This window comes from Micromonospora sp. WMMD987 (assembly GCF_029581435.1).
Classification (GTDB): Bacteria; Actinomycetota; Actinomycetes; order Mycobacteriales; family Micromonosporaceae; genus Micromonospora; species Micromonospora rifamycinica.
This window is the reverse complement of sequence record NZ_CP120861.1, coordinates 198,578-222,722: the sequence shown is the minus strand read 5'-3', so window position 1 is coordinate 222,722 and position 24,145 is coordinate 198,578. Positions and strand designations below refer to the sequence as shown.

At 71.1% G+C, this 24,145-nt stretch carries 23 protein-coding genes; 10 read left to right on the top strand and 13 right to left on the bottom strand.

The genetic code is table 11. The annotated features are described in order from the left end of the window. Positions 1–34 precede the first annotated feature (34 nt). The 7 genes from O7612_RS00895 to murJ all read right to left on the bottom strand — a co-directional run bounded on the left by O7612_RS00895 (position 35) and on the right by murJ (position 8,588). Entirely contained in the window at positions 35–1,192 is a 1,158-nt protein-coding gene (locus O7612_RS00895; protein ID WP_282269574.1) for an N-acetylmuramoyl-L-alanine amidase, read from the bottom strand. Positions 1,193–1,382: 190 nt separating this feature from the next. Further along, positions 1,383–1,706: a thioredoxin gene (gene trxA, locus O7612_RS00890; RefSeq protein WP_067310719.1), complete on the bottom strand. Its 324-nt coding sequence runs from the start codon at positions 1,704–1,706 to the stop codon at positions 1,383–1,385. A gap of 38 nt (positions 1,707–1,744) precedes the next feature. Next, positions 1,745–2,695, bottom strand: a complete 951-nt coding sequence (gene trxB / locus O7612_RS00885; RefSeq protein ID WP_282269572.1) for a thioredoxin-disulfide reductase — start codon at positions 2,693–2,695, stop codon at positions 1,745–1,747. 176 nt (positions 2,696–2,871) lie between these two features. Beyond that, positions 2,872–3,936: a hypothetical protein gene (locus O7612_RS00880; RefSeq protein WP_282269570.1), complete on the bottom strand. Its 1,065-nt coding sequence runs from the start codon at positions 3,934–3,936 to the stop codon at positions 2,872–2,874. Beyond that, complete coding sequence (gene sigM / locus O7612_RS00875) at positions 3,933–4,685, bottom strand: RNA polymerase sigma factor SigM (RefSeq protein WP_282269568.1); 753 nt, start codon at positions 4,683–4,685, stop codon at positions 3,933–3,935. The genes O7612_RS00880 and sigM overlap by 4 nt, the downstream gene beginning before the upstream one ends. A 97-nt stretch (positions 4,686–4,782) precedes the next feature. Further along, entirely contained in the window at positions 4,783–6,375 is a 1,593-nt protein-coding gene (locus O7612_RS00870; protein WP_282269567.1) for a protein kinase family protein, read from the bottom strand. A gap of 461 nt (positions 6,376–6,836) precedes the next feature. After that, positions 6,837–8,588 carry a murein biosynthesis integral membrane protein MurJ gene (murJ, locus tag O7612_RS00865; protein WP_282269566.1) on the bottom strand — a complete coding sequence of 584 codons (1,752 nt, stop codon included), beginning with the start codon at positions 8,586–8,588 and terminating at the stop codon, positions 6,837–6,839. A 126-nt stretch (positions 8,589–8,714) separates the two neighbouring features. Here murJ and O7612_RS00860 point away from each other — a divergent pair, with 126 nt between their 5' ends. Continuing rightward, on the top strand, positions 8,715–10,172 hold the full coding sequence (locus tag O7612_RS00860) for a CCA tRNA nucleotidyltransferase (RefSeq protein WP_282269565.1): 1,458 nt from the start codon (positions 8,715–8,717) through the stop codon (positions 10,170–10,172). Positions 10,173–10,227: 55 nt separating this feature from the next. Here O7612_RS00860 and O7612_RS00855 read toward each other — a convergent pair whose 3' ends face one another. Then, positions 10,228–11,748 (bottom strand): flotillin family protein, encoded by a 1,521-nt coding sequence (locus tag O7612_RS00855; protein ID WP_282269564.1) that lies wholly within the window; start codon positions 11,746–11,748, stop codon positions 10,228–10,230. Positions 11,749–11,775: 27 nt separating this feature from the next. Further along, a complete protein-coding gene (locus tag O7612_RS00850; protein WP_282269562.1) occupies positions 11,776–12,297 on the bottom strand; it encodes a hypothetical protein in 522 nt (173 codons plus the stop codon). A gap of 348 nt (positions 12,298–12,645) precedes the next feature. Here O7612_RS00850 and O7612_RS00845 point away from each other — a divergent pair, with 348 nt between their 5' ends. Next, positions 12,646–13,404: a hypothetical protein gene (locus tag O7612_RS00845; protein ID WP_282269560.1), complete on the top strand. Its 759-nt coding sequence runs from the start codon at positions 12,646–12,648 to the stop codon at positions 13,402–13,404. 71 nt (positions 13,405–13,475) lie between these two features. After that, the gene (locus O7612_RS00840; protein ID WP_067310772.1) at positions 13,476–13,955 is read left to right on the top strand and encodes a methylated-DNA--[protein]-cysteine S-methyltransferase; all 480 of its coding nucleotides are present in this window, start codon (positions 13,476–13,478) and stop codon (positions 13,953–13,955) included. Positions 13,956–14,077: 122 nt separating this feature from the next. Here the strand turns inward: O7612_RS00840 and O7612_RS00835 are convergent, their stop codons facing one another. After that, the gene (locus O7612_RS00835; protein WP_282269557.1) at positions 14,078–14,314 is read right to left on the bottom strand and encodes a DUF397 domain-containing protein; all 237 of its coding nucleotides are present in this window, start codon (positions 14,312–14,314) and stop codon (positions 14,078–14,080) included. A gap of 4 nt (positions 14,315–14,318) precedes the next feature. Continuing rightward, positions 14,319–15,173, bottom strand: coding sequence for a helix-turn-helix transcriptional regulator (locus O7612_RS00830; RefSeq protein ID WP_282269556.1), 855 nt, complete (start codon positions 15,171–15,173; stop codon positions 14,319–14,321). 455 nt (positions 15,174–15,628) lie between these two features. Between O7612_RS00830 and O7612_RS00825 the strand changes: the two genes are divergently transcribed. The 4 genes from O7612_RS00825 to O7612_RS00815 are packed head-to-tail and all read left to right on the top strand — an operon-like array spanning position 15,629 to position 16,903. Then, positions 15,629–15,931 (top strand): hypothetical protein, encoded by a 303-nt coding sequence (locus tag O7612_RS00825; RefSeq protein ID WP_067310750.1) that lies wholly within the window; start codon positions 15,629–15,631, stop codon positions 15,929–15,931. Continuing rightward, a complete protein-coding gene (locus O7612_RS29455) occupies positions 15,931–16,266 on the top strand; it encodes a hypothetical protein (RefSeq protein WP_084261413.1) in 336 nt (111 codons plus the stop codon). The genes O7612_RS00825 and O7612_RS29455 overlap by 1 nt, the downstream gene beginning before the upstream one ends. Before the next feature lie 47 nt (positions 16,267–16,313). Beyond that, entirely contained in the window at positions 16,314–16,520 is a 207-nt protein-coding gene (locus O7612_RS00820; protein WP_067310753.1) for a ribbon-helix-helix protein, CopG family, read from the top strand. Further along, the gene (locus O7612_RS00815) at positions 16,517–16,903 is read left to right on the top strand and encodes a hypothetical protein (protein ID WP_067310757.1); all 387 of its coding nucleotides are present in this window, start codon (positions 16,517–16,519) and stop codon (positions 16,901–16,903) included. Before O7612_RS00820 ends, O7612_RS00815 begins: the two co-directional genes overlap by 4 nt. Positions 16,904–16,959: 56 nt before the next feature. On the opposite strand, the gene O7612_RS00810 is transcribed toward O7612_RS00815, so the two are convergent. Continuing rightward, positions 16,960–18,039, bottom strand: coding sequence for an inositol-3-phosphate synthase (locus O7612_RS00810; protein ID WP_067310760.1), 1,080 nt, complete (start codon positions 18,037–18,039; stop codon positions 16,960–16,962). Between the two features lie 23 nt (positions 18,040–18,062). Next, complete coding sequence (locus O7612_RS00805) at positions 18,063–18,701, bottom strand: PadR family transcriptional regulator (RefSeq protein WP_089004113.1); 639 nt, start codon at positions 18,699–18,701, stop codon at positions 18,063–18,065. 175 nt (positions 18,702–18,876) lie between these two features. Between O7612_RS00805 and O7612_RS00800 the strand changes: the two genes are divergently transcribed. The 3 genes from O7612_RS00800 (at position 18,877) to O7612_RS00790 (ending at position 24,125) form a co-directional block, all read left to right on the top strand. Beyond that, entirely contained in the window at positions 18,877–19,323 is a 447-nt protein-coding gene (locus O7612_RS00800; RefSeq protein ID WP_282269549.1) for a DUF5318 domain-containing protein, read from the top strand. 197 nt (positions 19,324–19,520) lie between these two features. Continuing rightward, positions 19,521–22,445, top strand: coding sequence for a transglycosylase domain-containing protein (locus tag O7612_RS00795; protein ID WP_282269546.1), 2,925 nt, complete (start codon positions 19,521–19,523; stop codon positions 22,443–22,445). A gap of 177 nt (positions 22,446–22,622) precedes the next feature. Continuing rightward, the gene (locus O7612_RS00790) at positions 22,623–24,125 is read left to right on the top strand and encodes a glycosyltransferase 87 family protein (protein WP_282269544.1); all 1,503 of its coding nucleotides are present in this window, start codon (positions 22,623–22,625) and stop codon (positions 24,123–24,125) included. The last annotated feature ends 20 nt before the right edge of the window (positions 24,126–24,145 follow it).

Sequence of the window (24,145 nt, the reverse complement as noted above, 5' to 3'; positions counted from 1 at the left end):
CGGCTGCTCAGCGGCGGACCGCTCCGGCGGCTGCTCAGCGGCGGGCCGCTCCCGCGGCGACCACGGCCCGCAGCTCGCTCACGTCGATCGAGCCGGTCGGCACGTCCCGCTCCACCGGAAAGAACATCCGTTGCACGGCGGCCACGATCGCCTCGACGAGCCGGTCCCGGAACCGCGGGTCGACCAGCCGGGAGCGGTCCTGCGGGGAGGTCAGGTAACCCACCTCGACCCGGACGGCGGGCATCCTGGTCAGCCGGAGCAGGTCCCACGCCTTGGCGTGGGTACGACAGTCCCGCAGCCCGGTCCGTGCGACGATCTCCCGTTGCACCAGCCCGGCGAGTCGTTCGCCGGTGGCCGAGGTGACGCCGTTGTCGGTGCCGTAGTGGTAGGTCGCCACCCCGTCGGCGGCCGGATTCGGGTGTCCGTCGGTGTGCAGCGAGATGAACACGTCCGCGCCGAGCGAGTTGGCCAGCTCCGCCCGGTCGGTGTCCGGCAGGCAGGCGCGGGACGCCGGACCCCGGGTCAGCTGCACCCGTACCCCGACCGCGGCGAGCCGGCCCTCCAGTCGGCTGGCCAGGTCGTGCACCAGGTCCGCCTCGGTCCAGCGCAGGTCGCCGTCGGGCACCACCACCCCCGGGTCGGCGCCGCCGTGCCCGGGGTCGATGACCACGGTCCGTCCGACCAGCGTCGGGCCGGACTGCCGGATCGCGTCGGACTCGCGGAGCCACTGGGGGCGTCCGCCGACCACCTTGCGGCCGAGCCGCCGCAGCGCGCCCATCGTGTACGGGCCACAGGAGCCGTCCGGCTTCAGCCCCACCTCGCGTTGGAACTGCGCCACCGCCCGTGAGGTGCGGATCCCGTAGATGGCATCGGCGCGACCGGTGTCGTACCCCATCTCCAGCAGCCGCTCCTGCAACGAGCGGACGTCCTCGCCGGTGAGGGGCTCGGGGACCGCGTGGTAGAGGGTGCGGGCGCCGAGCCGCCAGCGGGCGGCGTCCAGCGCCCGCCAGGTCTCCGCGCCGACCCGGCCGTCGGCGCTGAGCCCCCGGGACTGCTGGAAGGCCCGGACGGCGCGTTCGGTGGCGCTGTCGAACTCGTCGCCCGGAACGGCCCGCAGGAGGTCCAGGCCGGTCAGGACGGCGCGGATCTCGGCCACTGCCGGTCCGCGGTCACCAGGTCGGATCGGACGCACGCAGGACCCCCTCGGAGGTTGGCTGCCGGGCACCTTCGCTGACGGCCACGCTGCGCGTCCGGTCGGACTGGCGCTTACGGAGCGTACCGTGGCGGGACCGTGCGGGGTCGACGTTCGCGCAGGTCGAGCGGGGGGACGACGAAACCCCGCACCCGGTGGGGGTCGCGGGGTTCCGGTGGTACGGGGGTGGTTACAGCGCGGACTCGATCAGCCGGACGAGTTCGCCCTTCGGCTTGGCCCCGGCGATCGACTGCACCGGCTCGCCGTTCTTGAAGATGGTGAGGGTCGGCACCGACATGATCCGGTAGGCGCGGGCCGTCTCCGGGTTCTCGTCGATGTTGAGCTTGACGATGGTGACCTGCCCGGCCATCTCGCCCGCGATCTCCTCCAGCAGCGGCGACACCTTGCGGCACGGCCCGCACCACTCGGCCCAGAAGTCCACCAGGACCGGCTTGTCGGACTTCAGTACGTCGGCGGTGAAGCTGGCGTCGGTGACGACCTTCGTTGCTCCCACTATGACCCTCCTGCTCGGTTTGTTGGCGTTGCGGTCGTTCAGCTCAGGGTGGCGATGAACCGCTCGGCGTCGAGCGCGGCGGCACAGCCCGTGCCGGCGGCGGTGATCGCCTGCCGGTAGGTGTGGTCGACCACGTCACCGGCGGCGAAGACGCCCGGCACGCTGGTCCGGGTGCTCGGCGCCTGCACCTTCACGTAACCCTCGTCGTCCAGCTCGACCTGGTCGCGGAAGAGTTCACTGCGCGGGTCGTGGCCGATCGCCACGAAGACGCCGGTCACGTCGAGCACCTTGACGTCGCCGGTGTGCACGTTGCGGATCCGGACGCCGGTCACCTTGCCGTCGTCGCCGAGCACCTCCTCGACGGTGCTGTTCCACTCGACCCTGATCTTGTCGTTGCCCAGCGCGCGGTCGGCCATGATCTTGCTGGCCCGGAACGAGTCGCGCCGGTGGATGATGGTGACCGACTCGGCGAACCGGGTCAGGAAGCTGGCCTCCTCCATCGCGGAGTCACCGCCGCCGACCACCACGATGTGCTGGTTGCGGAAGAAGAACCCGTCACAGGTGGCGCAGGACGACACGCCGTGCCCCAGGTACTCCTGCTCGCCCGGTACGCCCAGCGGACGCCAGGCCGAGCCGGTGGAGAGGATGACGGCCTTCGCCCGGTAGGCGGTCTGCCCGACCCACACCGTGCTCAGCGCGCCGGCACCGGTGTCGCCGGTGTCCTTCAGCTCCACCCGGGTGACGTCGTCGGTCAGGAACTCCGCGCCGAACCGCTCGGCCTGCTTGCGCATGTTGTCCATCAGCTCGGGGCCGAGGATGCCGTCGGCGAAACCGGGGAAGTTCTCCACCTCGGTCGTGGTCATCAGCGCACCGCCGGACTGGACACCCTCGATCACGAGTGGCTTGAGGTTGGCACGCGCGGCGTAGACCGCCGCCGTGTACCCGGCCGGCCCGGAGCCGATGATGATCAGGTTGCGGACCTCGTCCACTGCCGTCTCCCGATGTGTGTGTACGACATCGGCGGCGTACCGACGTCGATCCGAGCGCCGACGGCTGAGGACGTCGGCGGCTGACTTGCAGAACGTCATCGTACGAACCGGAGATTCCCGGACCCCTCGTCCGGTGGGTCACGTCACGCGATGCGGGACGAGCGGTGACCGCGCCCTCACCCTACCCGCGTCCGGTAGCGGGTGTCCGCGCCGGATCCCGGCACTCCGCACTCCGCGCCGCTCACCCACGCCCACCGGTCGCCGCCGGGGTCGGCGAACCGGACCACCAGCGCCGGCTCGCCGTTGAAGGTGGCGTAGTCGACCACCTCGACGGTGACCGGTCCACGCCCGTGCTCGGTCGAGATCTCGGCGAGGCAGGTGTCGAGGGCCGCCCGTGCGGTCAGCCGGTCCAGTCCGCCGGGGGTCGACCGGCGCTTGTCCTGCGGGCTCTCCGGGGCGTTCGGCCTGGCCCAGGTGGTGGCGCCGGGCTGGAGGGCCGGGGGGGTGCCGAGCCGGGACAGCGGCTCGGCCGTGCTGCCGCCCAGCGTCTCCGGGGACCAGTCGACGCCGCTGCGCTGGGGCTCACCGGTGAACCGGAACCCGCGTCCCGCGTTCTCCGCGCTGTCCTGTGCCGGCCCGGCCATCGTCGAGGCGGGGGACTCCCGGCCGGTGGTGCCGTCGACCAGCTGCGCCACGCCGAATCCGACCGCGGCCAGGGCCGCCGCGGCGAGGCCGACCGGCCCGGCGAGCCGGGTCCAGCGCCGCCGCCGGCCGGGACCGGACGGATCGGTCCGTCCGTCACCGGCCCGGGTGCCCGGGGTACGCCGACCGCCCGGCTGCGCCGGCACCGGCGTACCGGCCCGGCCCGGCCGGTCGCCCGCCTCGACGACCCCTCCGGTCCGTTCGGTCCCTCCGGTTCCGGTGGTTGCTTCGGCCTGGGTGGCCTGGGTGGCCTGGGTGGCTTCGGTGGCTTCGGTGGTGGCCGGGCCGGCACCGGCGAGCGCCGCGGTGAGCCGCTCCACCACCACCGGTGGCATCTCCGGCAGGGTGGCGCCCCAGCCCGTCAGGTCGTCGTGCACCCGGGCCACGGCAGGGGCGAGCACGGCGTACGCCTGCGCCCAGGCCGGGTCCTCGGTCAGCAGTCGGGCGACGACGAGCTGCTCCGGGGTGCCGTCCAGCGCCCCGCCCACATAGTCGGCGAGCAGGTCGTGGTCGACCGCACCGTGCTTCCGGCCCGTCACGTCTCCTCCTGGATGGCGCCCCGCCGGGTCTGCCCCGACCCTGGTCGGACGCCGTGGGCCGGCTGCCGGTTCCCGGGTGTGACGTCGGAAACGTCCCGACCCGTCCGGGAAGAGCCGTCAGCGGTGCCGCCCGCCCCGGCCGGACCGGTGCCGGCGGGACGGGACGTCGGCGTGTCGTCGCCGGTCCGTAGGTGCCCGAGCACCCCGGCCAGGCGGGCCCGGCCCCGGGCGCAACGGCTCTTCACCGTCCCCTCGGCCACGCCGAGGATCCGGGCGACCTCGGCCACCGGGTAGCCCTGCACGTCCACCAGGATCAGCGCGGCCCGCTGCTCGACCGGCAGCCCGGCCAGGGCCTGGCGTACCACCAGGGCGGTGTCGTGGTCGGTGGCCGGAGCGGCCGGTTCGACGCCGACGACCCGGCCGGAACCGTCGGTGTGGTTGCCGTCCGGCAGCGGGAGGGTGGGATGCGCCTGCCGGCGACGGATCCGGTCCAGGCAGGCGTTGACCACGATCCGGTGCAGCCAGGTGGTGACGGCGGAGTCACCCCGGAACCGCGCGGCGGCGCGGTGGGCGGAGAGCAACGCGTCCTGGAGGGCGTCCGCCGCCTCCTCCCGGTCGCCGACGGTCCGCAGGGCCACCGCCCAGAGCCGGTCGCGGTGGCGGTGGAACAGCTCGGTGAAGGCGTCCCGGTCGCCGGCCACGTGAGCGCGGAGCAGGTCCAGGTCGGCGGTGTCGGTGTGGGGGAGCACGACCGACGCCGACCCGCCGGCTGCCGGGTCGGTTGGGTGCCCACCGGGGCCGACCATCAGCACGTCCGACGGCGGTGACGGGGGGACGGCCGGTGGATCACGATCCCTGGACCGAGATCTCCTGGACGCCCACCTTGAAACCACGTTCGGTCGACGGCAGCTCGGTGATCCAGAAGAGCAGGTACTGGTACTTCTGCTCCGGGTCGAAGCCGTCGAAGGCCATCTTGGTGCCGTCGTGCTGCTCGAACGGCTGACCGATCCGCGTCTTGAAGCCCTTGACCAGGTCCTTGTCGCCCTGGGAGGTGGACGGGAAGTCGCCGGTGCCGGTGAACAGCGCGGCGGAGACGCCGGAGTCCGACAGGGTCGCGGTGAGCGACTTGACGGTGTGCGGGGCACCGAGGTCGATCCAGACCCCCATGCCCTTCTTGTAGTTGCTGAAGTTGGCCGAGTAGTAGGTGTCGGTCTCCCAACCCTTGTTCTCGTCGCCGTCCATCATCTTCTCGGCGTCGCCCAGCTCGTTGCGCTGCCGGCTGTCCGGGTCGATGATCCGGATGTCCTGGATGGTCAGCTTGCGCACGGCGGGCGCCGGGGTGGCGTCGACCGGGGCGCTGGTGGAGGGGCGGGCCACCGGCTCGGTCACCGGGGTTTCCTCGCCGCCCAGCGTGTTGATGCCGATGAGCAGGCCGACCAGGGCGACCACCAGCAGACCCGCGATGCCGATCGCGACCTTCCGGCCACCGGCGGCGGCCAGCGGCGAGCGGTCCTCCACCCCGTCGGCGGTGAACCGGATGGTGCCGGTCTGGTCGAGGAAGTGGTCCTCGGCGGGGATGTCGAGGCGGCTCAGTTCGGCCGAGAGCACGTCCGACGACGGCGGGGCGATCTCGGCGTCGAGCAGGTCCATGGTCAGGTCGTCGAGGTACGCCGGGACACCGGCCCGGACCTGCCGGGGGGCGGCGATGGCGCCGCTGGCGTCGCGCACGGCGTCCGGAATGGCGGCCCGACCGTGCCCGGCGGTCGCGCCGCGCAGCGGGGCCTCGGCGTGCGGCCAGTGCCCGGTGAGGGCGTGGTAGAGGATGCCGCCCACCGCGCGGATGTCGGCTTCCTGGCTGTCGTCACCGTCGGTACGGGCGTCGGCCAGCACCACCCGGCCGTCGTCGCTGATCATCACGGTGCCCGGGTGCACGTTGCCGTGCACCATCCCGGTGGCGTGCACGGCGGCGATGGCGCTGGCGACCGCGTTGCCGATGGCGGTGGCCCGGGCCGGGTCCAGCGGCCCGTCGGCGACCAGCTCCCGCAGGGACCGACCGTCGACCCACTCCCGGACGACGTACGCCCGGACGTCCTCGTCGATGGCGTCGTAGACGCCGACCAGGTTGGGGTGGATGACCCGGCTGGCGGCGACCGCGGCCTGGAGCATCTCGGTGGCGGAGTCGCCCCCGGGGTAGCGGAGCACGACCGCCACGGGCCGGCGTAGGACGACGTCGACCCCCCGCCAGACCAGGCGTCCGGCACTGTCGTTGTTGATGTGCTCGACCAGCTCGTACCGCTCGGCGAGGATCTCACCGGCTGTGGGAGCACCGAAGGTCATGATGGGAGGAGCAGTTTCCTCCGCCTCCTGACCCTCGCCGACCTGGGTCACCCGTCCTCCCTCGGTGATCGTGTCGATCGATGGACCCGCGCTGCTGGGCATGTGGCTTCCCGCTCCGCCGTCGATGGAACCGGCCGGCGGCGTCGACGCGGGCGTCGGCCACCTGCCGTGTCCGTCGAAAGCGACCTTACCCGGACCGCCCGTCATCCCGACATGTCATCTTCCCGCCGCGCTCGACGGGCTGTCGCATTTGAGGGACCATGTCCGTTTACGATCGCTCTCGTCCGCCTTGCCGGCACCGGTACCCGCCAATCTAGACGCTGGTCGCAAACGGTCCGTCCCCGGGCCGACCCACCGGTGACAACCCGGTGGCAGCATGTCAGGTTCCCCCCGAACGGCCGTACATGCTCAGCCGTACGGTTGGTTATCCACAGGCCTTAACGGCGACTGACCGGGGGCTCACCACGTTATCCACAGGCGTGTCCCCAGGCTGGTGATCCTCGTTCACCCTGCGTGTCCCCTGCCCGGGACGGCCCGGCGGGCGGCAGGCCGGGAACGGCGGGTCAGCGGCCGAGGCGGCGGCGGACCATCGTGACCACCTCGGTGATCTCGCCGATCCGCAGCACCATCGCCAGGCCCAGGTACGTCCCGCCGATCACCACCCCGCCGCCGACCAGCCGCACCGCCGCCGCCGTCCAGCTCAGGTTGCCCGGGTCGCCCGGGAGCAGGCCCACCACCAGCAGGCCGACCAGCGCCGCGCCGAGCGCGGCCACCAGCACCTTGCCCATGGTCCGCATGATCCGGCCCAGCCCGATCCGGCCGACCCGGGGCCGGAGCAGCAGCGCCGAGAACACCGCCGCCGCCACGTACGAGACGGCGTTGCCGAGCATCATGCCGGCCGCCGCGAAGGTGGCCGAGAAGGCGACGAAGACCCCGATCTGCACGGCCACCCGCAGGATCACCACCGGGATGTTGACCAGCGCGGGGGTACGGGTGTCCGGCAGGGCGTAGAAGGCGAAGGTGAACAGCTGGCTGATCGCGAACGGCACCAGACCCAGCGCGGCGACCAGCAGCACCAACGAAGTCGCCAGCGCGTTGTCGCCGGTGAACGCGCCGTACCGGAAGACCACCACGGAGACCGGGCCGGCCAGCACCGCGTAGCAGACCGCGATCGGGGCGAGCACCGCCGTCACCATCCGGGTGCCCCGGGACAGGTCGGCGGTGACGTCGGCGAACCGGCCCTCGGCGGCGGCGGCGCTCATCCGGGGCATCAGCGCCGTGATGATCGAGACGGCGATGATCCCGTGCGCCATCATCAGCAGCAGGAAGACGTTGTTGTAGATCAGCAGGCCGGCGTTGTCCTCGTCGCCACCGGCGGCCCGGGTGAGCAGGTTGACCACCACGAACAGGCCGAGCTGGTTGACCGCGACGTAGCAGAACATCCAGCCGCCGAGCCGGGCCAGCTCGCGCAGGCCCAGCTCCCGGAAGTCAAACCGCAGCTTCCACCGGAAGCCCACCTTGCGCAGTGCCGGCAGCAGCCCGGCCGCCTGCACCGCCACGCCGAGCAGGGTGCCCCCGCCGACCAGCAGGATCCGGTCCCAGCCGATGTCCTCCGGCCCGAGCGCCTGCGCGCCGTACACCACGATGTAGAGGCCGAAGGTGCCGATGACCACCAGGTTGTTCAGGATCGGCGCCCACATCGGGGCGGCGAAGTGCCCCCGGGTGTTCAGCACCGCCGCGATCAACGCGCTGACGCCGGTGAAGAACAGCATCGGCAGCATCAGGTACGACAGGTTGGTGACCAGGTCCGTGTAGTCCCGGTTCTTGCCACCGGCGTAGAGCGTGGTCAGGGTCGAGGCCAGCAACAGGGCGATCACCACGGTGGCGGCGAGGGCCAGCACCGCGAGGGTCAGCAGCCGCTGGGCGTACGCCTCGCCCCGGTCCGGGTCGGCCTTGCTCCGGCGGACCAGCACCGGGATCAGCACGCTGGTCAGCACGCCGCCGAGCAGGAACTCGTACACCTGGTTGGGCAGGAACTGGGCGGTGGTGAACGCGTCGCCGACCGCGCTGCCCAGCGCGGCCCCGATCATCAGGTTGCGGACGAAGCCGGTGCCCCGGCTGACCAGGCTGCCGACCGCCATCACCGCGCTGTTCGCCGCGGCGCTGGTCTCGGCGACCACCTCCTGCGGCGGCTCGGTCGCCGCCACCCCCGGCTGGTTCAACGGCTCGGCGGAGATGAACGTCGCCCCGTCGTACGGCCGGGGCCCGTCGCCACCCTGCGCGGCGTTCGCGCTGCGGTAGAGCCCGCCGCTCATCTCCAGCCTCCCAGGGATCCGTCGGAGCCGGCACCGGTCCGCACGCCCATGACCATAGTCAACCCACACCCGACACCCACGCCCGGCGGATCGGTTCCGGTCCCCGCCCGATAGGCTGGCGATCCCATGTCCGAAGCCTCCGCACCCCACACCGCCGAGCGCCGTGAGCTGACCACCGCGCAGCGCAACGCCGTCGCCGAGCTGCTGCGTGTCTCCCCGGTCGCCGACGAGCTGGGCCGCCGGTTCGCCCGGGCCGGCCACGAGCTGCACCTGGTGGGCGGTTCGGTGCGCGACGCCCTGCTCGGTCGGCTCGGCGACGACCTGGACTTCTGCACCGATGCCCGTCCCGAGCAGACGCTGCGGATCGTCAAGGGCTGGGCCGAGTCGATCTGGGAGACCGGTCGGGAGTTCGGCACCATCGGCTGCCAGCGCGACGGCCTCCGGCTGGAGGTCACCACCTTCCGTGCCGAGGCGTACGACCAGGTCAGCCGCAACCCGGTCGTCGAGTACGGCGACAGCCTCACCGACGACCTGCGGCGGCGGGACTTCACTGTCAACGCGATGGCGGTCAGCCTTCCCGACCACCGGTTCACCGACCCGCACGGCGGGCTGGACGACCTCGCCGCGAAGATCATCCGTACCCCCGGCACCCCGGCCGAGTCCTTCGGTGACGACCCGCTACGGATGCTGCGGGCCGCCCGGTTCGCCGCCCAGCTCTGCTTCGCCGTCCACCCCGACGTGCGGACGGCGATGACCGCGATGGCCGCCGACCTGGACCGGATCACCGCCGAGCGGATCCGCGACGAGTTCACCAAGCTGCTCTGCGGCACCGACCCGGTGACCGGACTGCGGCTGCTGGTCGACACCGGGCTGGCCGACCGGTTCCTGCCCGAGCTGACCGGTCTCAAGCTGACCATCGACGAGCACGCCCAGCACAAGGACGTCTACGAGCACACCCTGACCGTGGTGAGTAACGCGGTGTCGTACGAGACCGACGGCTGTGACTTCGTGCTGCGGATGGCCGCGCTCATGCACGACGTGGGCAAGCCGGCGACCAAGGCGGTCGGGTCGGACGGCCGGGTCAGCTTCCACCACCACGAGGTGGTCGGTGCCCGGCTGACCAAGGCCCGGATGAAGGCGATGCGCTACCCCAAGGACGTCACAGCCCAGGTCACCAAGCTGGTCGGCCTGCACCTGCGGTTCTACGGCTACGGCCGGGGCGAGTGGACCGACTCGGCCGTCCGCCGGTACGTCACCGACGCCGGTGACCTGGTGGACCGGCTGCACAAGCTGACCCGTTCCGACTGCACCACCCGCAACCGGCGCAAGGCGGCCCAGCTCGCCGCCGACTACGACGCGCTGGAGGAGCGGATCACCCGGATCGCCGCCGAGGAGGACCTGGCCCGGGTCCGGCCCGACCTGGACGGCAACGCGATCATGGAGTTGCTCGGCGTGCCGCCGGGGCCGGTGGTCGGCCGGGCCTGGCAGCACCTCAAGGAGCTGCGCCTGGAACGCGGCCCGCTCGACCGCGACGAGGCCGAGGCGGAGCTGCTCCGCTGGGCCGGGGAGCAGGGCCTGCGCTGAGCTGAACGACAGCGGGGCCGCCCGGCGTGCCGGACGGCCCCTCTTCGTCGTACGGTCAGCGGGTCTCGACCGCGCTGCCCTCGACCGGCGACTTGCCGTTGGCCGGGGAACCGGCCGACGCCGCGCCCAGCTTGGCCAGCAGGGCCGACAGGTCGATGCCGGTGAGGTCGGATCCGAGCTGGAGGCCCTGGGCCACGTTGCCGGCCACCGACTTGGTCAGCGAGGACGCCCCGTCGGTGGAGATCACCGTCAGCTTGTCGATCGCGCCGATCGGGGCGCTGGCCGCCTCGACCACCTGCGGCAACATCTTGACCAGCAGATCGAGCACGGCCGCCTCACCGTACGCGGCGAACGCCTCGGCCTTGCGGGCCATCGCGTCGGCCTCGGCCTGACCGCGAGCCAGGATGGCCGTGGCCTCGGCCTGACCCTCCCGCTCGACCGCCTCGGCGATGGCGGACCGGCGGCGCTGCTCGGCCTCGCCCTCCTTGGCGCCCTCGATGGCGTTCGCCTCGGCCAGCGCGGCCCGGCGGGCCCGCTCGCCCTCACCGGTGAGCCGGGCCTGCTCGGCGGCGGCCTGGGCGGCGGCGATGGTGGCCTGCCGCTGGGCGTCGGCGTTCAGCACCGCCGCGTTGCGGGCCGCCTCGGCCTCCTGCTCCACCTTGTACCGGGCCGCGTCGGCCGGCTTGCGCACCTCGGTGTCGAGCTGACGCTGCTTCAGTTCGGCGTTGCGCTCGGCCACCTTCTGCTGCTCGGAGAGGATCGCCTGGTCCCGCTCGGCCTGGGCGAGCGGCCCGGCCGCCGCCGACTTGGCCTTCGCCGCGTCGATCTCGGCCTGGATGCCGGCCTGCTTCAGCGACAGGTTCCGGTTCGCCTCGGCGATCGCCTCCTCGGCCAGCAGCCGCTCCTGCTCGGCCTGCTGCCGGGCGCGGGCCTCGGCGATGGCCGCGTCCTTGAGCACCCGGGCCGCCTCCGGCCGGCCGAGGTCCTGCAGGTACGACCCCTCGGCCAGGATGTCCTGGAGTTGGAAGGTGTCCAGCACCAGACCCTGGTTGGTCATCGAGTGCTCGGCCTCCTCGGCGACCGCGTTGGCGAACGCGGCCCGGTCCCGGATGACCTCCTCGACGGTGAGCCGACCGACGATCGAGCGCAGCGCGCCGGCCAGCACCTCCCGGGTGAAGTTGTCGATCTCGTCCTGCTGGTGCAGGAAGCGCTGGGCGGCGGCCCGGATCGCGTCCTCGGTGCCGCCGACCTTGACGATGGCGACGCCGTGCAGGTCGGCCCGGATGCCCTGCTTGCTGACCGCGCCCCGGATGCCGACGTCGATGCGACGGCTGGACAGGTCGAGGGACTGGAGTTTCTGCACCACCGGCAGCACGAAGACCGACGCGCCGAGGACGACCTTCTGGCCGGAGTTGTCGGTGGACCGGCCGCCGTCGGCGGTCTGCGTGGTCCGTCCCTTGCGACCGGTGACGATGAACGCCTCGTTGGGGCCGGCCACCTTGATCCGGGAGAGCACGAACAACACGAGGACGAGGGCCAGGACGACCGCGCCGACGATGGCGATGAGGAGAGGCATGGTGGTTCCGTCTCTGCGAGAAGAGGGTCAGTAGGTCTCGACGTGCACGCTGGTCTCGCTCAGCGACTGCACCACGAAGATCTGCGCGCCGAGCGGGATGGGCCGGTCGGCGCGGGCGTTGAGTTTCACCGGCTGGCCGGCGACGCGTACCCGCACCTCGCCGTAGCCGTCGGTCGGGATCGGGGTGACCACCAGGCCGAGTGCGCCCACCAGGTCGTCCCGGGTGGGGGTGGCGTCGGTGCGCATGTTCCGCGCCGCCCGGCTCAGTCGCCCGGCCAGCCACGCGGTGGGCACGGCGGCGAGCGCGCCGCCACCGACCGCCGCCGCGATCATCGCCGGGGTACGCCCACCGAGCAGTTCGTTGACGATGGCCGCGCCGAAGCCGAACGCGCCGAGGAAGCCGGCGACCGCCTCGACGGAGACCGGACCGTCGATGTCAGGATGACCGAAATGCAGGATTTCGCCGCCGAGCAGGGCCAGCGCCAGCACACCGACGCCCACGCCACCGATGATCAGAAAGATGAGCGTCCCCGTGGCCACGACCTGCACGGTAGCGACCGGACGCAACGTCCGACGTGATCATTCCGGCGCGACGGCACCGTCCGTTCGGCCCATCGGCCCGCCCCGGCGGCCCGGCGGGTCGACACCGCACCCACCGCACCTTCCCCGGTGCAGTGCGAAAACCGATACTTTTGTACACGCAATTTCTGGCGGGCGGGAATCGGTTGCCCCGCATAATAGGTAGACCCCTTGCCCTGGTGGGGGGTGAATACATAACATATTGATAACGCCGAATTGCTGATTACGAGGTGAAGATCCAGGAAACTCTGACCTTGACGCGCACCTCTCCTCTCCAGGGGGCGCCAGCAGGGGCGTTCTCGCGAGCGAGGAGGGTTCATGAAGGAATTCAGAATCAGTCGACGGGACGGCCTGGTCGCGCTGGGCGCAGGACTGGGTGCGGCACTGCTCGGTGCCGGTCCGGCCAGCCGGGCAGCAGCCGGGGCGCGCGAGGGGGCCGCCCGGGTCGGCGCGGCCCCGGTCGGTTACAGCATTACGATCCTGAACAATTCGGCGCTGGACGACATGAACGCCATCCTCTTCCAGGAGATGCCCGTCCTCCCGAGCGACGCGGTCACGCTTGCCTGGATGTCGAAGATGTGCCACCCGTCGACGACCGTCGAATACCAGTGGAGCATCGACTACAACTTCGTCTGGGGTCAGGTCGGGACACTCGTCCCCGGAACGCAGTTCGTGGCCGGTCAGACCCTCTCCGCAGACCTGACCCAGAACAACCTGGTCACCCTCTCCTACGTCGGCGGCGGTTTTGAATTCGGGCCGACCAGCTCCTCCGGGAAGAATGGCAGCCTGATAATCAAGGAGGACGGCACGGTCCCGGGGGCAGGGGACCAGGACCAGGGAAGTGTGGGCATCGGCATGTCGGGGGCCGGCACCTTCGTCGTGCCGACCCTGACGAACGCCGGAGTCGAGTTCGACCCGAAGCCCACCTACTGGGTCGCCTTCGGCAGCTTCGAGAGCAGCGAGGTGATGGACGTCTCCGAACTCACCACGCCCGCACAGGTGTTGTACCCCGCCGGCATGACCAGCGCGAAGGCCGTCTTCGACGGCAAGGGATGGACCATCTCCTACAGCAGCTAGCGCAGCCTCCGGCCCGCCGCCCGACCGGCCCGCCGCCTTCGGTGCCGGTCGGAGCGGGAAGAATGGCCGGCATGCGTTGGACCGTGCTCGACTCGCCGATCGGGGAGTTCTCCGTCGCCACCGACGACGCAGCGGTCTGCGGCGCGCACTTCGGCCGGGTCACGTCGGCGGCCGACCGGCCCGGCGACGCGCTGGCCGGTCGGGCGGTCGCCGAGCTGCGGGCGTACTTCGCCGGTGAGCTGACCGGGTTCACCGTGCCGGTAGCTGCCCCGCGCGGCTCCGAATTCGAGCGCGCCGTGTGGCAGGAGATGACCCGGATCCCGTACGGGGAGACGCTCACCTACGGCGAGGTGGCCCGGCGGGTCGGCGACCCGGGCGCGGCGCGGGCGGTCGGGGTGGCCTGCAACCGCAACCCGGTGCCGGTGATCGTGCCCTGCCACCGGATCGTCGGCGCGGGCGGCAAGCTGGTCGGCTTCGGTGGCGGGCTGCCCCGCAAGGTGACCCTGCTGGAGTTGGAGGCGGGGGTGGCCCTGCGCCGCGCCTGGTCCTGATCGTTTCCGGGTCAGCCCCGCCCATGCCCTCGCCCTTGGGCCGATGTAGCGGTGTCGGCGGTGAGCGGTTACCGCAGTATCGGCCCAAGGGAGTTGACCATGGAGGTGCGGCGGCCGGTGGGTCAGGAGAGTGGGGCGAGGCGACCTGCGCGGAGGTCCGTGACGAAGGCGGCCCAGCCGGCGGCGGGGTAGAGCAGAAGCGGTCCGCCACGGTCCTTGCTGTCGCGTACGGCGAAGCGACCACTGCCGTCCAGCACCGGCCCGGCCTCGACACAGTTACCGCCACCACTACCGCTGCGGGTGCTGACATGCCAGGCCACCGGAAGCCCTGTATCGGCTGGTTGGTCGACGGTCGCCATTCGCTCACTCCAGATGTGCTTCCAGATCGAAGAGAACCCGCTGCACGGCACCGTTGCGCAGCGCCGCCCGGCGTAGCCGATCGTAGCGCTGGTGCAGCGAATCGGCCTTTGCCCCTTCCACCACCACCGTGCCCACGGCGGTGGAGATGCAGCCGGTCGGTGGGTAGGGCCGGCGCATCCGGAAGACATCGAAGGTCCCGTCCGGGCTCGGGTGGGCTCCAGCGCTGGCCGGCAGGATCATGACCTCGATGTTCGGCCAGCCGGCCACCATGCGGAGGTGGGCGAGTTGGGCGCGCATGACCTCCGGTCCGCCGACGACACGTCGGAGAGCACCCTCGTCAATGACGGTGGAGAACCGGACGGGGTCGGGTTCCTCCAGCCGTCTCTGCCGTTGCATCCGGACCTCGACGTATCGGGCGACCTCATCGTCTGTGGCCGTGTCGTCCCAGGCCCGGATCAGGGCCTCGGCGTAGGCCTTGGTCTGAAGCAGGCCGGGGATGACCAGCGCCTCGAAAGACTTGATCTCGGTGGTTCGGCTCTCCAGCCAGATCCAGTCGATCAGCGAGCCGGCGACGTTGGCGCTGAACCCGTCCCACCAGCCCTTCTGCCAGGCGTCCTGGGCCATGGTCTTGAGGTCGTCACGGCGGCGCGGGTCGTCGACGCCGCACAGGTCGAGGTAGGCGAGGACCTCGGGCACCCGGGGCGGAATGATCCCGGACTCCATCCGGCTCACGGTGGAGGCGTTGCGGTTGATGAAGTCGCCCACGTCCTTGAGGGTCAGCCGGGCACCCTCCCGCATCGCGCGAAGCTGCTGGCCGATCCACTGCGCCCGTAGCGTCGCCGCCTGTTCATTGATCATTTCGCACCCCTGCCCGCCGAGCTACCGCTGTCACGCCAGAACAGCATGGAGTAGGAATCGCTGATACGCAATCTTGCTTATTAGCTTGGCTGCGTGCATGCTGCGTGTGGCTGCGATTACTGAAGGTGATCGACGGTCGAGACGAGGACGGACCGGGATGGGACGGCTTGGCGGCATGCCCACCCCGGTCCGGGAACGAGCCGAACGGGAGGCGCAACGCGATGGTCGGCGTCCCGGGGAACGACTCCCCGACTGTCTACCACGTCGTACCCGCACGAAGCGGGTGCCGACGCGCTTCGCGGTGCGTACCCCCTCGGTTTCCTGGGCCGGTGACGCGCTGACCTGATGGCGCACCACCGGCCCCGAGCCGGGCGGACGTGCGGAACCCCGCCGCGAATCCCCCTCGCGGTGGTGACCCCGGGACCGCGCGTCCGCCCCTTGGCGAAGGGATGCCAGTGGGCCTGTACGAAACCCGGGCGCGGGTGGAGAGCCGCGCCGCACACGAGATCATCGCCGCGCACGTCGCCGATCCCGAGAGCCAGCAGTGCCGGGTCTGCCTGACCGTCGTACCGTGTCCGTCGGCCAACGCGGCAGCGAACCGCCTGGTGGAGTTGGGTCTGCCGGTGCTCGACCCGGTCCCGCCGCAGCGGCGTTCCGCGCTGCGGCGCTGGCTCGCCCCACACCGGCGGGGGCGAACCGGGCCGGCACCGCTACTCAGTCGGGCCTGGCGGTGGCGACTCGGGTCGGCGGTGGGCTGATGCGGCTCAGCTTCGATCCGGAGGAGCCGCCGGCCGATCCGCCGGCCGAGTGCGTGTCACCGACCATCTGGCGGTTGAGTCACCGGCTGCACCGCTGTCATCTTCTCGCGGACGACGGCGGGTGCACCTGTGGTGAACCGTTCCCCTGTCGGTCGCGGCGGCTCGTGGAGCGCGGTTTCCTAGCGGCGCTCGGGTTGGGCGTCGGGGCGGCGAGCCGACAGGACCTGCTCGACCGGCTCACCGCCGAGAACAGCTTGAACGCACAGCCCGTCCGCCCTGATCCGAGCGATTCTCGCCACCATCGTCCCGGACTACCCGGTAAGGAGGAGACGTGACGCCGAGCGTGGTTGACCAACCCACGGACGAGTTATACAAATCTGGTATGGCCTTCACCCTGAACCTGAAGCCCGAGGTCGAGCAGCGACTCAAGGAGCTCGCCGAGGCGGAGCACCGGTCGATGCACAAGACGGTCGAGGTGGCGGTGCAGGCCTACCTGGACCGGCACGACCGGGACGAGTGGACCCGCCAGGCCGCCCGCCGGGTGTTCGAGGAGGACGCGGAGTTCTTCGAGATGCTGGGGGACAGATGACCCACCCCTGGCCGGACGCCGAGGACCTGCTGACCCTGCTCGCCGAGCACACCGGCCCCCGGAGTCAGGTACGCGACGCCGGGATCCTGGTGGCGGCGACCGTCCGACCGCACGCGCGGTTGATCGGGCAGCCCGCCTACCCGACCGCCCTGGACAAGGCGGCGGCGCTGCTGCACGGGTTGATGATCTGGCGTCCCCTCGACCTGTGGAACGCCGGGCTCGCCTGGGCCGCGGTGCGTATCCTGCTGTCCCGTTCCGGCCTGCGTCTCACCATGCCGGCCAAGGACCGGATGGCGTTGACCGAGGCGTTGACCAGTGGCGAGGTCGACTCGGTCGAGGAGTTGGCGCTGCGGCTGTCGCCGTACCTGGAGATGGCGGACTGAACGCGCGAGGGCCGGGTCCGTGCGGACCCGGCCCTCGGCGGTGCGGTGCCGGTGCGTCAGCGCTCGACGTCGCCGGTGATGAAGCCCTCGACGGCGGCGTGCGCGTCGTGGTCGGCGTACTGCACCGGCGGGGACTTCATGAAGTACGAGGAGGCCGAGAGGATCGGGCCGCCGATCTTGCGGTCCAGGGCGATCTTGGCGGCCCGGACCGCGTCGATGATGACGCCGGCCGAGTTCGGCGAGTCCCACACCTCGAGCTTCAGCTCGGCGTTGAGCGGGGTGTCACCGAAGGAACGGCCCTCCAGGCGGATGTACGCCCACTTGCGGTCGTCCAGCCACGGCACGTGGTCCGACGGGCCGATGTGCACGTCGCTCTTGACCATCTCGTGCGGGATCTGGGAGGTCACCGACTGGGTCTTCGAGATCTTCTTCGAGACCAGCCGGTTGCGCTCCAACATGTTCATGAAGTCCATGTTGCCGCCGAAGTTGAGCTGGTAGGTGCGCAGCAGCTCGACACCGCGGTCCTCGAACAGCTTCGCCAGCGCGCGGTGCACGATGGTGGCGCCGACCTGGCTCTTGATGTCGTCACCGACGATCGGCAGACCGGCGTCGGTGAACTTCTGCGCCCACTGGGGGTCGGAGGCGATGAAGACCGGCAGCGCGTTGACGAAGGCGCAGCCGGCGTCGATCGCGGCCTGGGCATAGAACTTCGCCGCCTGCTCGGAGCCGACCGGCAGGTAGCAGACGACCACGTCGACCTGCGCGTCGCGCAGCGCCTTGACCACGTCGACCGACTCGGCGTCGGACTCCTCGATGATCTCGCGGTAGTACTGGCCCAGGCCGTCGAAGGTCGGGCCGCGCTGGACGGTGATGCCGGTCGGCGCCACGTCGCAGAGCTTGATGGTGTTGTTCTCACTGGCGACGATCGCCTCGGCGAGGTCCATGCCGACCTTCTTGGCGTCCACGTCGAACGCCGCGACAAAGTCCACGTCCGATACGTGGTAGTCGCCGAAGGTGACGTGCATGAGACCCGGGACGCGGTCGTTCGGGTCGGCGTTGCGGTAGTACTCCACGCCCTGCACGAGGGACGAGGCGCAGTTACCCACACCGACGATGGCGACGCGGACGGAGCCCATAGCGTCTGCCTCCTTCTTCTTCATCACGGCCGCTCATTCCTGGACGCTCCAGGCGGAGGCGGGCTGTTGTTGTCTCGTGGACCGTCGGTCGTTCCGGATCGCGGGACGACCGGGGCACGGCCGGAGCGCTCGTTGGCGATGAGCTCCTCCAGCCAGCGGACCTCACGCTCGCAGGCGTCGAGCCCGTGGCGTTGCAGTTCCAGGGTGTACGCGTCGAGGCGCTCGGCTGCCCGGCCCAGCACGTCCCGAAGGCCTTCGCGACGTTCCTCGATCGTGCGCCGGCGACCCTCCAGGATGCGCAGGCGGGTCGCCTGGTCGGTGCGGGCGAAGAACGCGAAGTGCACGCCGAAGCCCGTGTCGTCGTACGTCTCGGGTCCGGCCTGCGCGATCAGCTGGGCGAAGCGTTCCTTGCCCTCCGCGGTGATCTTGTAGACCACCCGGCCGCGGCGGCTGGTCAGCGCGGGCACCTCCTCGGCGGTGGCCGGTGTCCCGGCGGCTTCGGTGATCCACCCCGCCGCCTGCAACCTGCGCAGGGTCGGGTAGAGCGAGCCGTAGCTGATCGCCGCCCGGATGGCGCCGAGCTTGGCGGTGAGCTCCTTGCGGAGTTCGTAGCCGTGCATCGGGGCCTCCTGGAGGAGGCCGAGGATGGCGAGTTCCAGCACGGGCCACCCTTTCCTTACCCTCGGAGCGGACCGTAAACCGCCTCGATGTATCGGACCGATACATCGCACGCTAGTACCTCACCGGCCATCCGGGCAAACCCCCGTTTCGCGGCAACCCGTTCACGGATCGTGACGGTGGTCGCCCCGCCCGGTCGGAGCGCGTACCCTTTGCCGCATGCGCACGTCTCGCCAGGTGGTCGACTACTCGCTCCAGAAGCGGGCAGTGCTGCGTGAGCTGCTCGCCGGGCGGGTCGGCACGCACGACGTCTGCGACGCTTCGCCGTACCTGAAGAGCGCGGCCCGTTTCCACGGGGAACCGACAGACCAGCGGTGTCCGATCTGCCGGAGCGAGAACCTGATCCACGTCCACTACATTTACGGGGACGAACTCCGGCAGTCCGCCGGTCAGGCCCGGGCCCTGGCCGAACTGTCCGTGCTGGCGATGACGTTGGGTGAGTTCCAGGTCTTCGTGGTCGAGGTGTGCCTCGGCTGTGACTGGAACCACCTCGTCGAGCAGTTCCTGCTCGGCCGGGACGGGCTGGTCGAGGGCGGCCCGGAGCAGGGGGCGGCGGACGCCGCCACCGCTGCCACCCAGGGACGAAGGCGAGAGGCGCAACGGTGAAGCCTGCTGATCCGGTCGAACCCGGTGTCGTACGACACAGACACCGCGACCGGCGGCTCGTTGACCCGAATGACCCGATTGATGCAGAAATTTCAGTGCGCCACCGGGCTCTCCCCGGCCCCAGGGCGCGTGTGTCAACTCACGGCAACCCGGTGGTGGCGCCCCCGCGTCCCACCGCGACCGGCAGGGTGTGAGGAATGAACTCGTACGGCGATCCCAGTTCCCCGCGTGCGCGGGCCCAGGTGCCGGGTTCGAACGGCCCCGGACCGGGGGCGGACGACGCGTACCCCCGGCACTCCGGTGCGGCCCGGGGCGCGGCCCCGGCCGGCCGGGCCTCGGTCGGCGGTGCCGCGTCCAGCGGGCGGGCCTCGGCGGCGGTGCCCCCGCCGCGCGCGACGGGCGGTGCGGCCGGCTCGGCCTCGGTCGGCCGGGCCGGCTCGGGTCGGGCCTCGGTGCCGGTGTCCCCGGCCGGGCCGGGCCGGGCCTCCGTGCCGGTCTCCCCGGCGTCGGGATGGGGCGGCGGTGGCCGGGCCTCGGTGCCGGTCTCCCCGGCGGGTGGACCGGCCGGCCGGGCCAGTGTCGGGACGGCTTCGGCCGGCCGGGCCAGCGTCGGCGCGGCGTCGGTCGGGTCCGCGGGTCGGGCCTCGGTGGCGCGGGCCGGCGTCGCGCAGGTCGGCGGCGGGCCGGGTGGGCCGGGCGGCCCGAACGGGCCGGGTCGTGGTCACGGTGGCGGTGCCGGCGGTGGGCGTGGGCGCGGGCCGGGTGACCCGGACGCGCTGGCGCGGGCCAAGCGGCGTAAGCGGATCAACCTGCTGATCGCCGGCTTCGCGGTCTTCATCATGCTCGCCGGTCTCGGTGTGGTCGGCTTCACCTACTACTCCACCACCGTGGTGCTGCCCAACCAGATCAAGCTGCCGCTCGCCACCACGATCTACGCCAGCGACAACAAGACGGTGATCGCCAAGGTCGGCGAGCAGAACCGCACCTTCGTCTCGATCAACCAGATCCCGCAGCACATGCGGGACGCGGTGGCGGCGGCGGAGGACAAGAACTTCTACGAGCACGCCGGTGTCGACTACAAGGGCATCGCCCGCGCCGCCTGGAACAACCTCTCCAACGGCGACAAGCAGGGTGCCTCGACGATCACCCAGCAGTACGCCCGCAACGCCTACGAGAACCTCCAGGACGACTCGTATGCGCGGAAGGTGAAGGAGGCGATCGTCGCCTCCAAGCTCAATGATCAGTTCAGCAAGGAACAGATCATGGAGCACTACCTCAACACCATCTACTTCGGTCGCAACGCGTACGGCATCGAGGCGGCGGCGCAGACGTACTTCGGCAAGTCGGTCTCGAAGGTCGACGTGGCCGAGGCCGCCGTGCTCGCCGCGCTGATCAAGCAGCCGGAGCCGAGCAACACCCACAAGGGGTTCGACCCGGCGCTCAACCCGACGGACGCCAAGGACCGGTGGGACTACGTCATCAAGAACATGATCGAGATGCGCTGGGTCGACGCCCCCGGCCGACCGGCGCATCCGACGGAGTACCCCACCAAGACCCTGCAGACCCCCAAGGAGTCCCGCTCCGGCGTCAAGTTCGGGGTCAACACCCCGATCGGCAACGTGATCAACTACGTGTCGGCGGAGATGCGGGAGAAGAAGCTCTGCACCGACAACGACGCCGAGGTGACCGAGCGCAAGCCGCGCTGTTCGGCGATGCTCCGCGAGGGTGGTTACCGGATCCGGACCACCATCGACACCAAGGTGCAGAAGGCCGTCACCAGCGCCGCCCAGCGCAGCACCAAGGGTTCCGAGCTGGACGGCGCCCGCAAGAACCTGATGGCCGCGGTGGTCTCCATCGACCCGCGCAACGGCCGGGTGCTCGGCTACTACGGCGGGGACGACGGCACCGGCACCGACTACGCCGGCACGAACACCGACACGAACGGCAACGTCACCGGCGGTCACTCGCCCGGCTCCAGTTTCAAGATCTACACGTTGGCGGCGGCGCTGGAGGCCGGCAAGTCCGTCGAGTCCCGCTGGAAGGGGCGGGCCTTCACCCCGGAGGGCGTGAAGTTCCGGGTCAGCAACGCCGGCACCGACAATCCCAGCTGTGGTGACTCCTGCACGCTGCGGGAGTCCACGCTGAAGTCGTTGAACGTGCCGTTCTACCACGTCAGCCTGGACATCGGCCCCGACAAGATCGTCGACATGGCGGCCAAGGCCGGCGTCGGCATGATGTGGCAGACCAACGTGAGCCCGCCCAAGGGGCACGACCTGACCAAGGAGAAGGCCACCGACCTGGCACCCGACCCCTTCTACCACGTGGTCGCCTACGGCCAGTACCCGATCACCGTGCTCGACCACGCCAACGGCCTCGCCACCTTCGCCAACAAGGGCATCTACAACAAGGCGCACTTCCTGATCTCCGCCGAGAAGCAGAACAAGGAGACGGGCAAGTGGGAGAAGCTCGGCGGCGAGCAGCTCAAGCCGCAGAAGAGGATCAACCCGGACGTGGTCGCCGACGTGACCGACGTGTTGGAGGCCTACCCGGGCCGGATCAACCACACCCTGGCGGACGGCCGGAAGGCGACCGCCAAGACCGGCACCTGGGAGCTCAAGGAGGGCACCGACCAGAACGGTGACGCCTGGACCGTCGGGTACACCCCGCAGCTCGCCACCGCCGTCTGGGTGGGCAACAAGGGCAAGCGGGAAGCGATCAAGCTGAACAACGGCGCCAACATGACCGGTTCCTCCATGCCCGGCGAGATCTGGGAACGGGTCATGAACGGCGCGCTCAAGGGCGAGGACAAGCTGGACTTCCCGCCGGCAGCGAAGGTCGGCGACCCGGAGTCCGGCAACGGCACCCCGCCGCCGCCCCCGCCCCCGCCGCCGAACCAGAACGGGCAGAACTGCGCCCCCGCCGACCTGCTCTGCCAACTCGGTGGCGGCAACCAGGGTGGAAACCAGGGCGGCAACCAGGGTGGAAACCAAGGCGGCAACCAGGGTGGAAACCAAGGCGGCAACCAGGGTGGCAATCCGCCGCTCCCGCCCAACCAGAATCTCCCCGGCCAGAACGGGGGGAACGGCGGCGGCATCCTGCCCACCCCACGCACCCGGGAGTGACCCGAACTCGGCGCTGACGACCGTCGATACCGCTGCCGGCCACCGCGAATCCGCGGTGGCCGGCAGCGGCGTTTCCCGGTCGACCCGGTGGCCGGACTGCCGCTGTCGTCGCGCGGGGGCGTTCGACCGGAACATGCTCCTCGTCCACGAGCCATTCATAGGGCAGGATGCATTCTCATGAGCAACCAGCCCACGGCCGGCATCGACGACGCCGGGACCAGTGACCATCCGTCCCGATCGGACGGCTTCGTCCGGGGCGCCGCCGAGGCGATCGGCGGCCCGCTCGGCGACCACGCCGTCGCCCTGGACCGGCCCGCCGGTCGGGAGAGCCGGTTCTGGACGGCGGCCCGGATCGTGCTGGCCCTGGCCTGTCTGACCCTGGCCCTGCACTGGGTGCAGAAGGCGCCCTGCCAGAACGGCGCCTGGCAGAACAACATCCAGTACACCCGGATGTGCTACACCGACGTGCTGGCCCTCTACTACGCCGAGGGCCTGCACGAGGGCAAGGTCCCCTACCGGGACCACCCGGTCGAGTATCCGGTGCTCACCGGCTACATGATGGGTGCGCTCGGTCTGCCGGTGCACGCTCTCGGCGTCGACGACCCGACGATCAACCAGGGGCGGTGGTTCTACAACGCCAACGCGTTGACGCTCAGCGCGCTCGCCGTCGCCACCGCCGCGGTGATCCTCGCCCTGCGCCGCCGACGACCCTGGGACGCCGCACTCTTCGCCCTGGCCCCGGCGCTGTTCCTCACCGCCACCGTCAACTGGGACTTCCTCGCCATCGGGCTGGCCGCGCTCGGGCTGGCTGCCTGGGCGAAACGACAACCCGTCCTGGCCGGGCTCCTGCTCGGCCTGGGCGGCGCGGCGAAGATGTGGCCGCTGTTCCTGTTCGGCCCGATCCTGATCCTCGCTCTGCGCGCGGGCCGGCTGCGGGCCGCGCTGACCGCCACCGCGACCGGCGCGGTCGCGCTGGTCGCGGTGAACCTGCCCACCGCGATCCGCTACCCGGACAACTGGGGGCGGTTCTTCGAGCTGAACACCACCCGGCCCATCGACTGGGGCACGCTGTGGTACATCGGGCGGTACCTGGACGGGAAGGTGAACACCGGCGGCCCCGGCGACCAGGGTCCGTTCCAGTGGCTGAACGCCAACATCCCGACCCTCAACAACCTGTCGTACGCCCTGTTCGGGCTGGCGTGCGTCGGCGTGGCCGTACTGGCCCTGCGGGCACCCCGCCGGCCCCGGCTGGCCCAGCTCGCCTTCCTGGTGGTGGCGGCCTTCCTGATCTTCAGCAAGGTCTGGTCCCAGCAGTTCGTGCTCTGGCTGCTGCCACTGGCGGTGCTCGCCCGACCGCGGTGGGGGGCCTTCCTCGCCTGGCAACTCGCCGAGGTGTGCTACTTCACCGCCTTCTACGGCGAACTGCTCGGCTCGGCCACCAGCCGCCCGGTCTTCCCCGAGGGGGTCTTCGTGCTCGCCTCGTCGCTGCGGCTCGGCACGGTGGTGGTGCTCTGCGTCCTGATCGTCAAGGACATCCTGCACCCGGAGCGCGACGCGGTCCGCTGGACCTACGCCGACGACCCGGACGGCGGCGTCCTGGACGGTGCCCCCGACGCCCCCTGGCTGGCCAAACTCCGCCGCAAGGCCCCCACCCCCGAACCCGACCCAACCCCCGCCTGAACCCCACCCCACCCACCGAC

Excerpts from the sequence above, each read along its gene's own strand:
- O7612_RS00870 (WP_282269567.1), bottom strand. The coding sequence starts at position 6,375 with ATGCCCAGCAGCGCGGGTCCATCGATCGACACGATCACCGAGGGAGGA.
- murJ (WP_282269566.1), bottom strand. The coding sequence starts at position 8,588 with ATGAGCGGCGGGCTCTACCGCAGCGCGAACGCCGCGCAGGGTGGCGAC.
- O7612_RS00860 (WP_282269565.1), top strand. The coding sequence starts at position 8,715 with ATGTCCGAAGCCTCCGCACCCCACACCGCCGAGCGCCGTGAGCTGACC.
- O7612_RS00855 (WP_282269564.1), bottom strand. The coding sequence starts at position 11,748 with ATGCCTCTCCTCATCGCCATCGTCGGCGCGGTCGTCCTGGCCCTCGTC.
- O7612_RS00845 (WP_282269560.1), top strand. The coding sequence starts at position 12,646 with ATGAAGGAATTCAGAATCAGTCGACGGGACGGCCTGGTCGCGCTGGGC.
- O7612_RS00840 (WP_067310772.1), top strand. The coding sequence starts at position 13,476 with ATGCGTTGGACCGTGCTCGACTCGCCGATCGGGGAGTTCTCCGTCGCC.
- O7612_RS00835 (WP_282269557.1), bottom strand. The coding sequence starts at position 14,314 with ATGGCGACCGTCGACCAACCAGCCGATACAGGGCTTCCGGTGGCCTGG.
- O7612_RS00830 (WP_282269556.1), bottom strand. The coding sequence starts at position 15,173 with ATGATCAATGAACAGGCGGCGACGCTACGGGCGCAGTGGATCGGCCAG.
- O7612_RS29455 (WP_084261413.1), top strand. The coding sequence starts at position 15,931 with ATGCGGCTCAGCTTCGATCCGGAGGAGCCGCCGGCCGATCCGCCGGCC.
- O7612_RS00820 (WP_067310753.1), top strand. The coding sequence starts at position 16,314 with ATGGCCTTCACCCTGAACCTGAAGCCCGAGGTCGAGCAGCGACTCAAG.
- O7612_RS00815 (WP_067310757.1), top strand. The coding sequence starts at position 16,517 with ATGACCCACCCCTGGCCGGACGCCGAGGACCTGCTGACCCTGCTCGCC.
- O7612_RS00810 (WP_067310760.1), bottom strand. The coding sequence starts at position 18,039 with ATGGGCTCCGTCCGCGTCGCCATCGTCGGTGTGGGTAACTGCGCCTCG.
- O7612_RS00800 (WP_282269549.1), top strand. The coding sequence starts at position 18,877 with ATGCGCACGTCTCGCCAGGTGGTCGACTACTCGCTCCAGAAGCGGGCA.
- O7612_RS00795 (WP_282269546.1), top strand. The coding sequence starts at position 19,521 with ATGAACTCGTACGGCGATCCCAGTTCCCCGCGTGCGCGGGCCCAGGTG.
- O7612_RS00790 (WP_282269544.1), top strand. The coding sequence starts at position 22,623 with ATGAGCAACCAGCCCACGGCCGGCATCGACGACGCCGGGACCAGTGAC.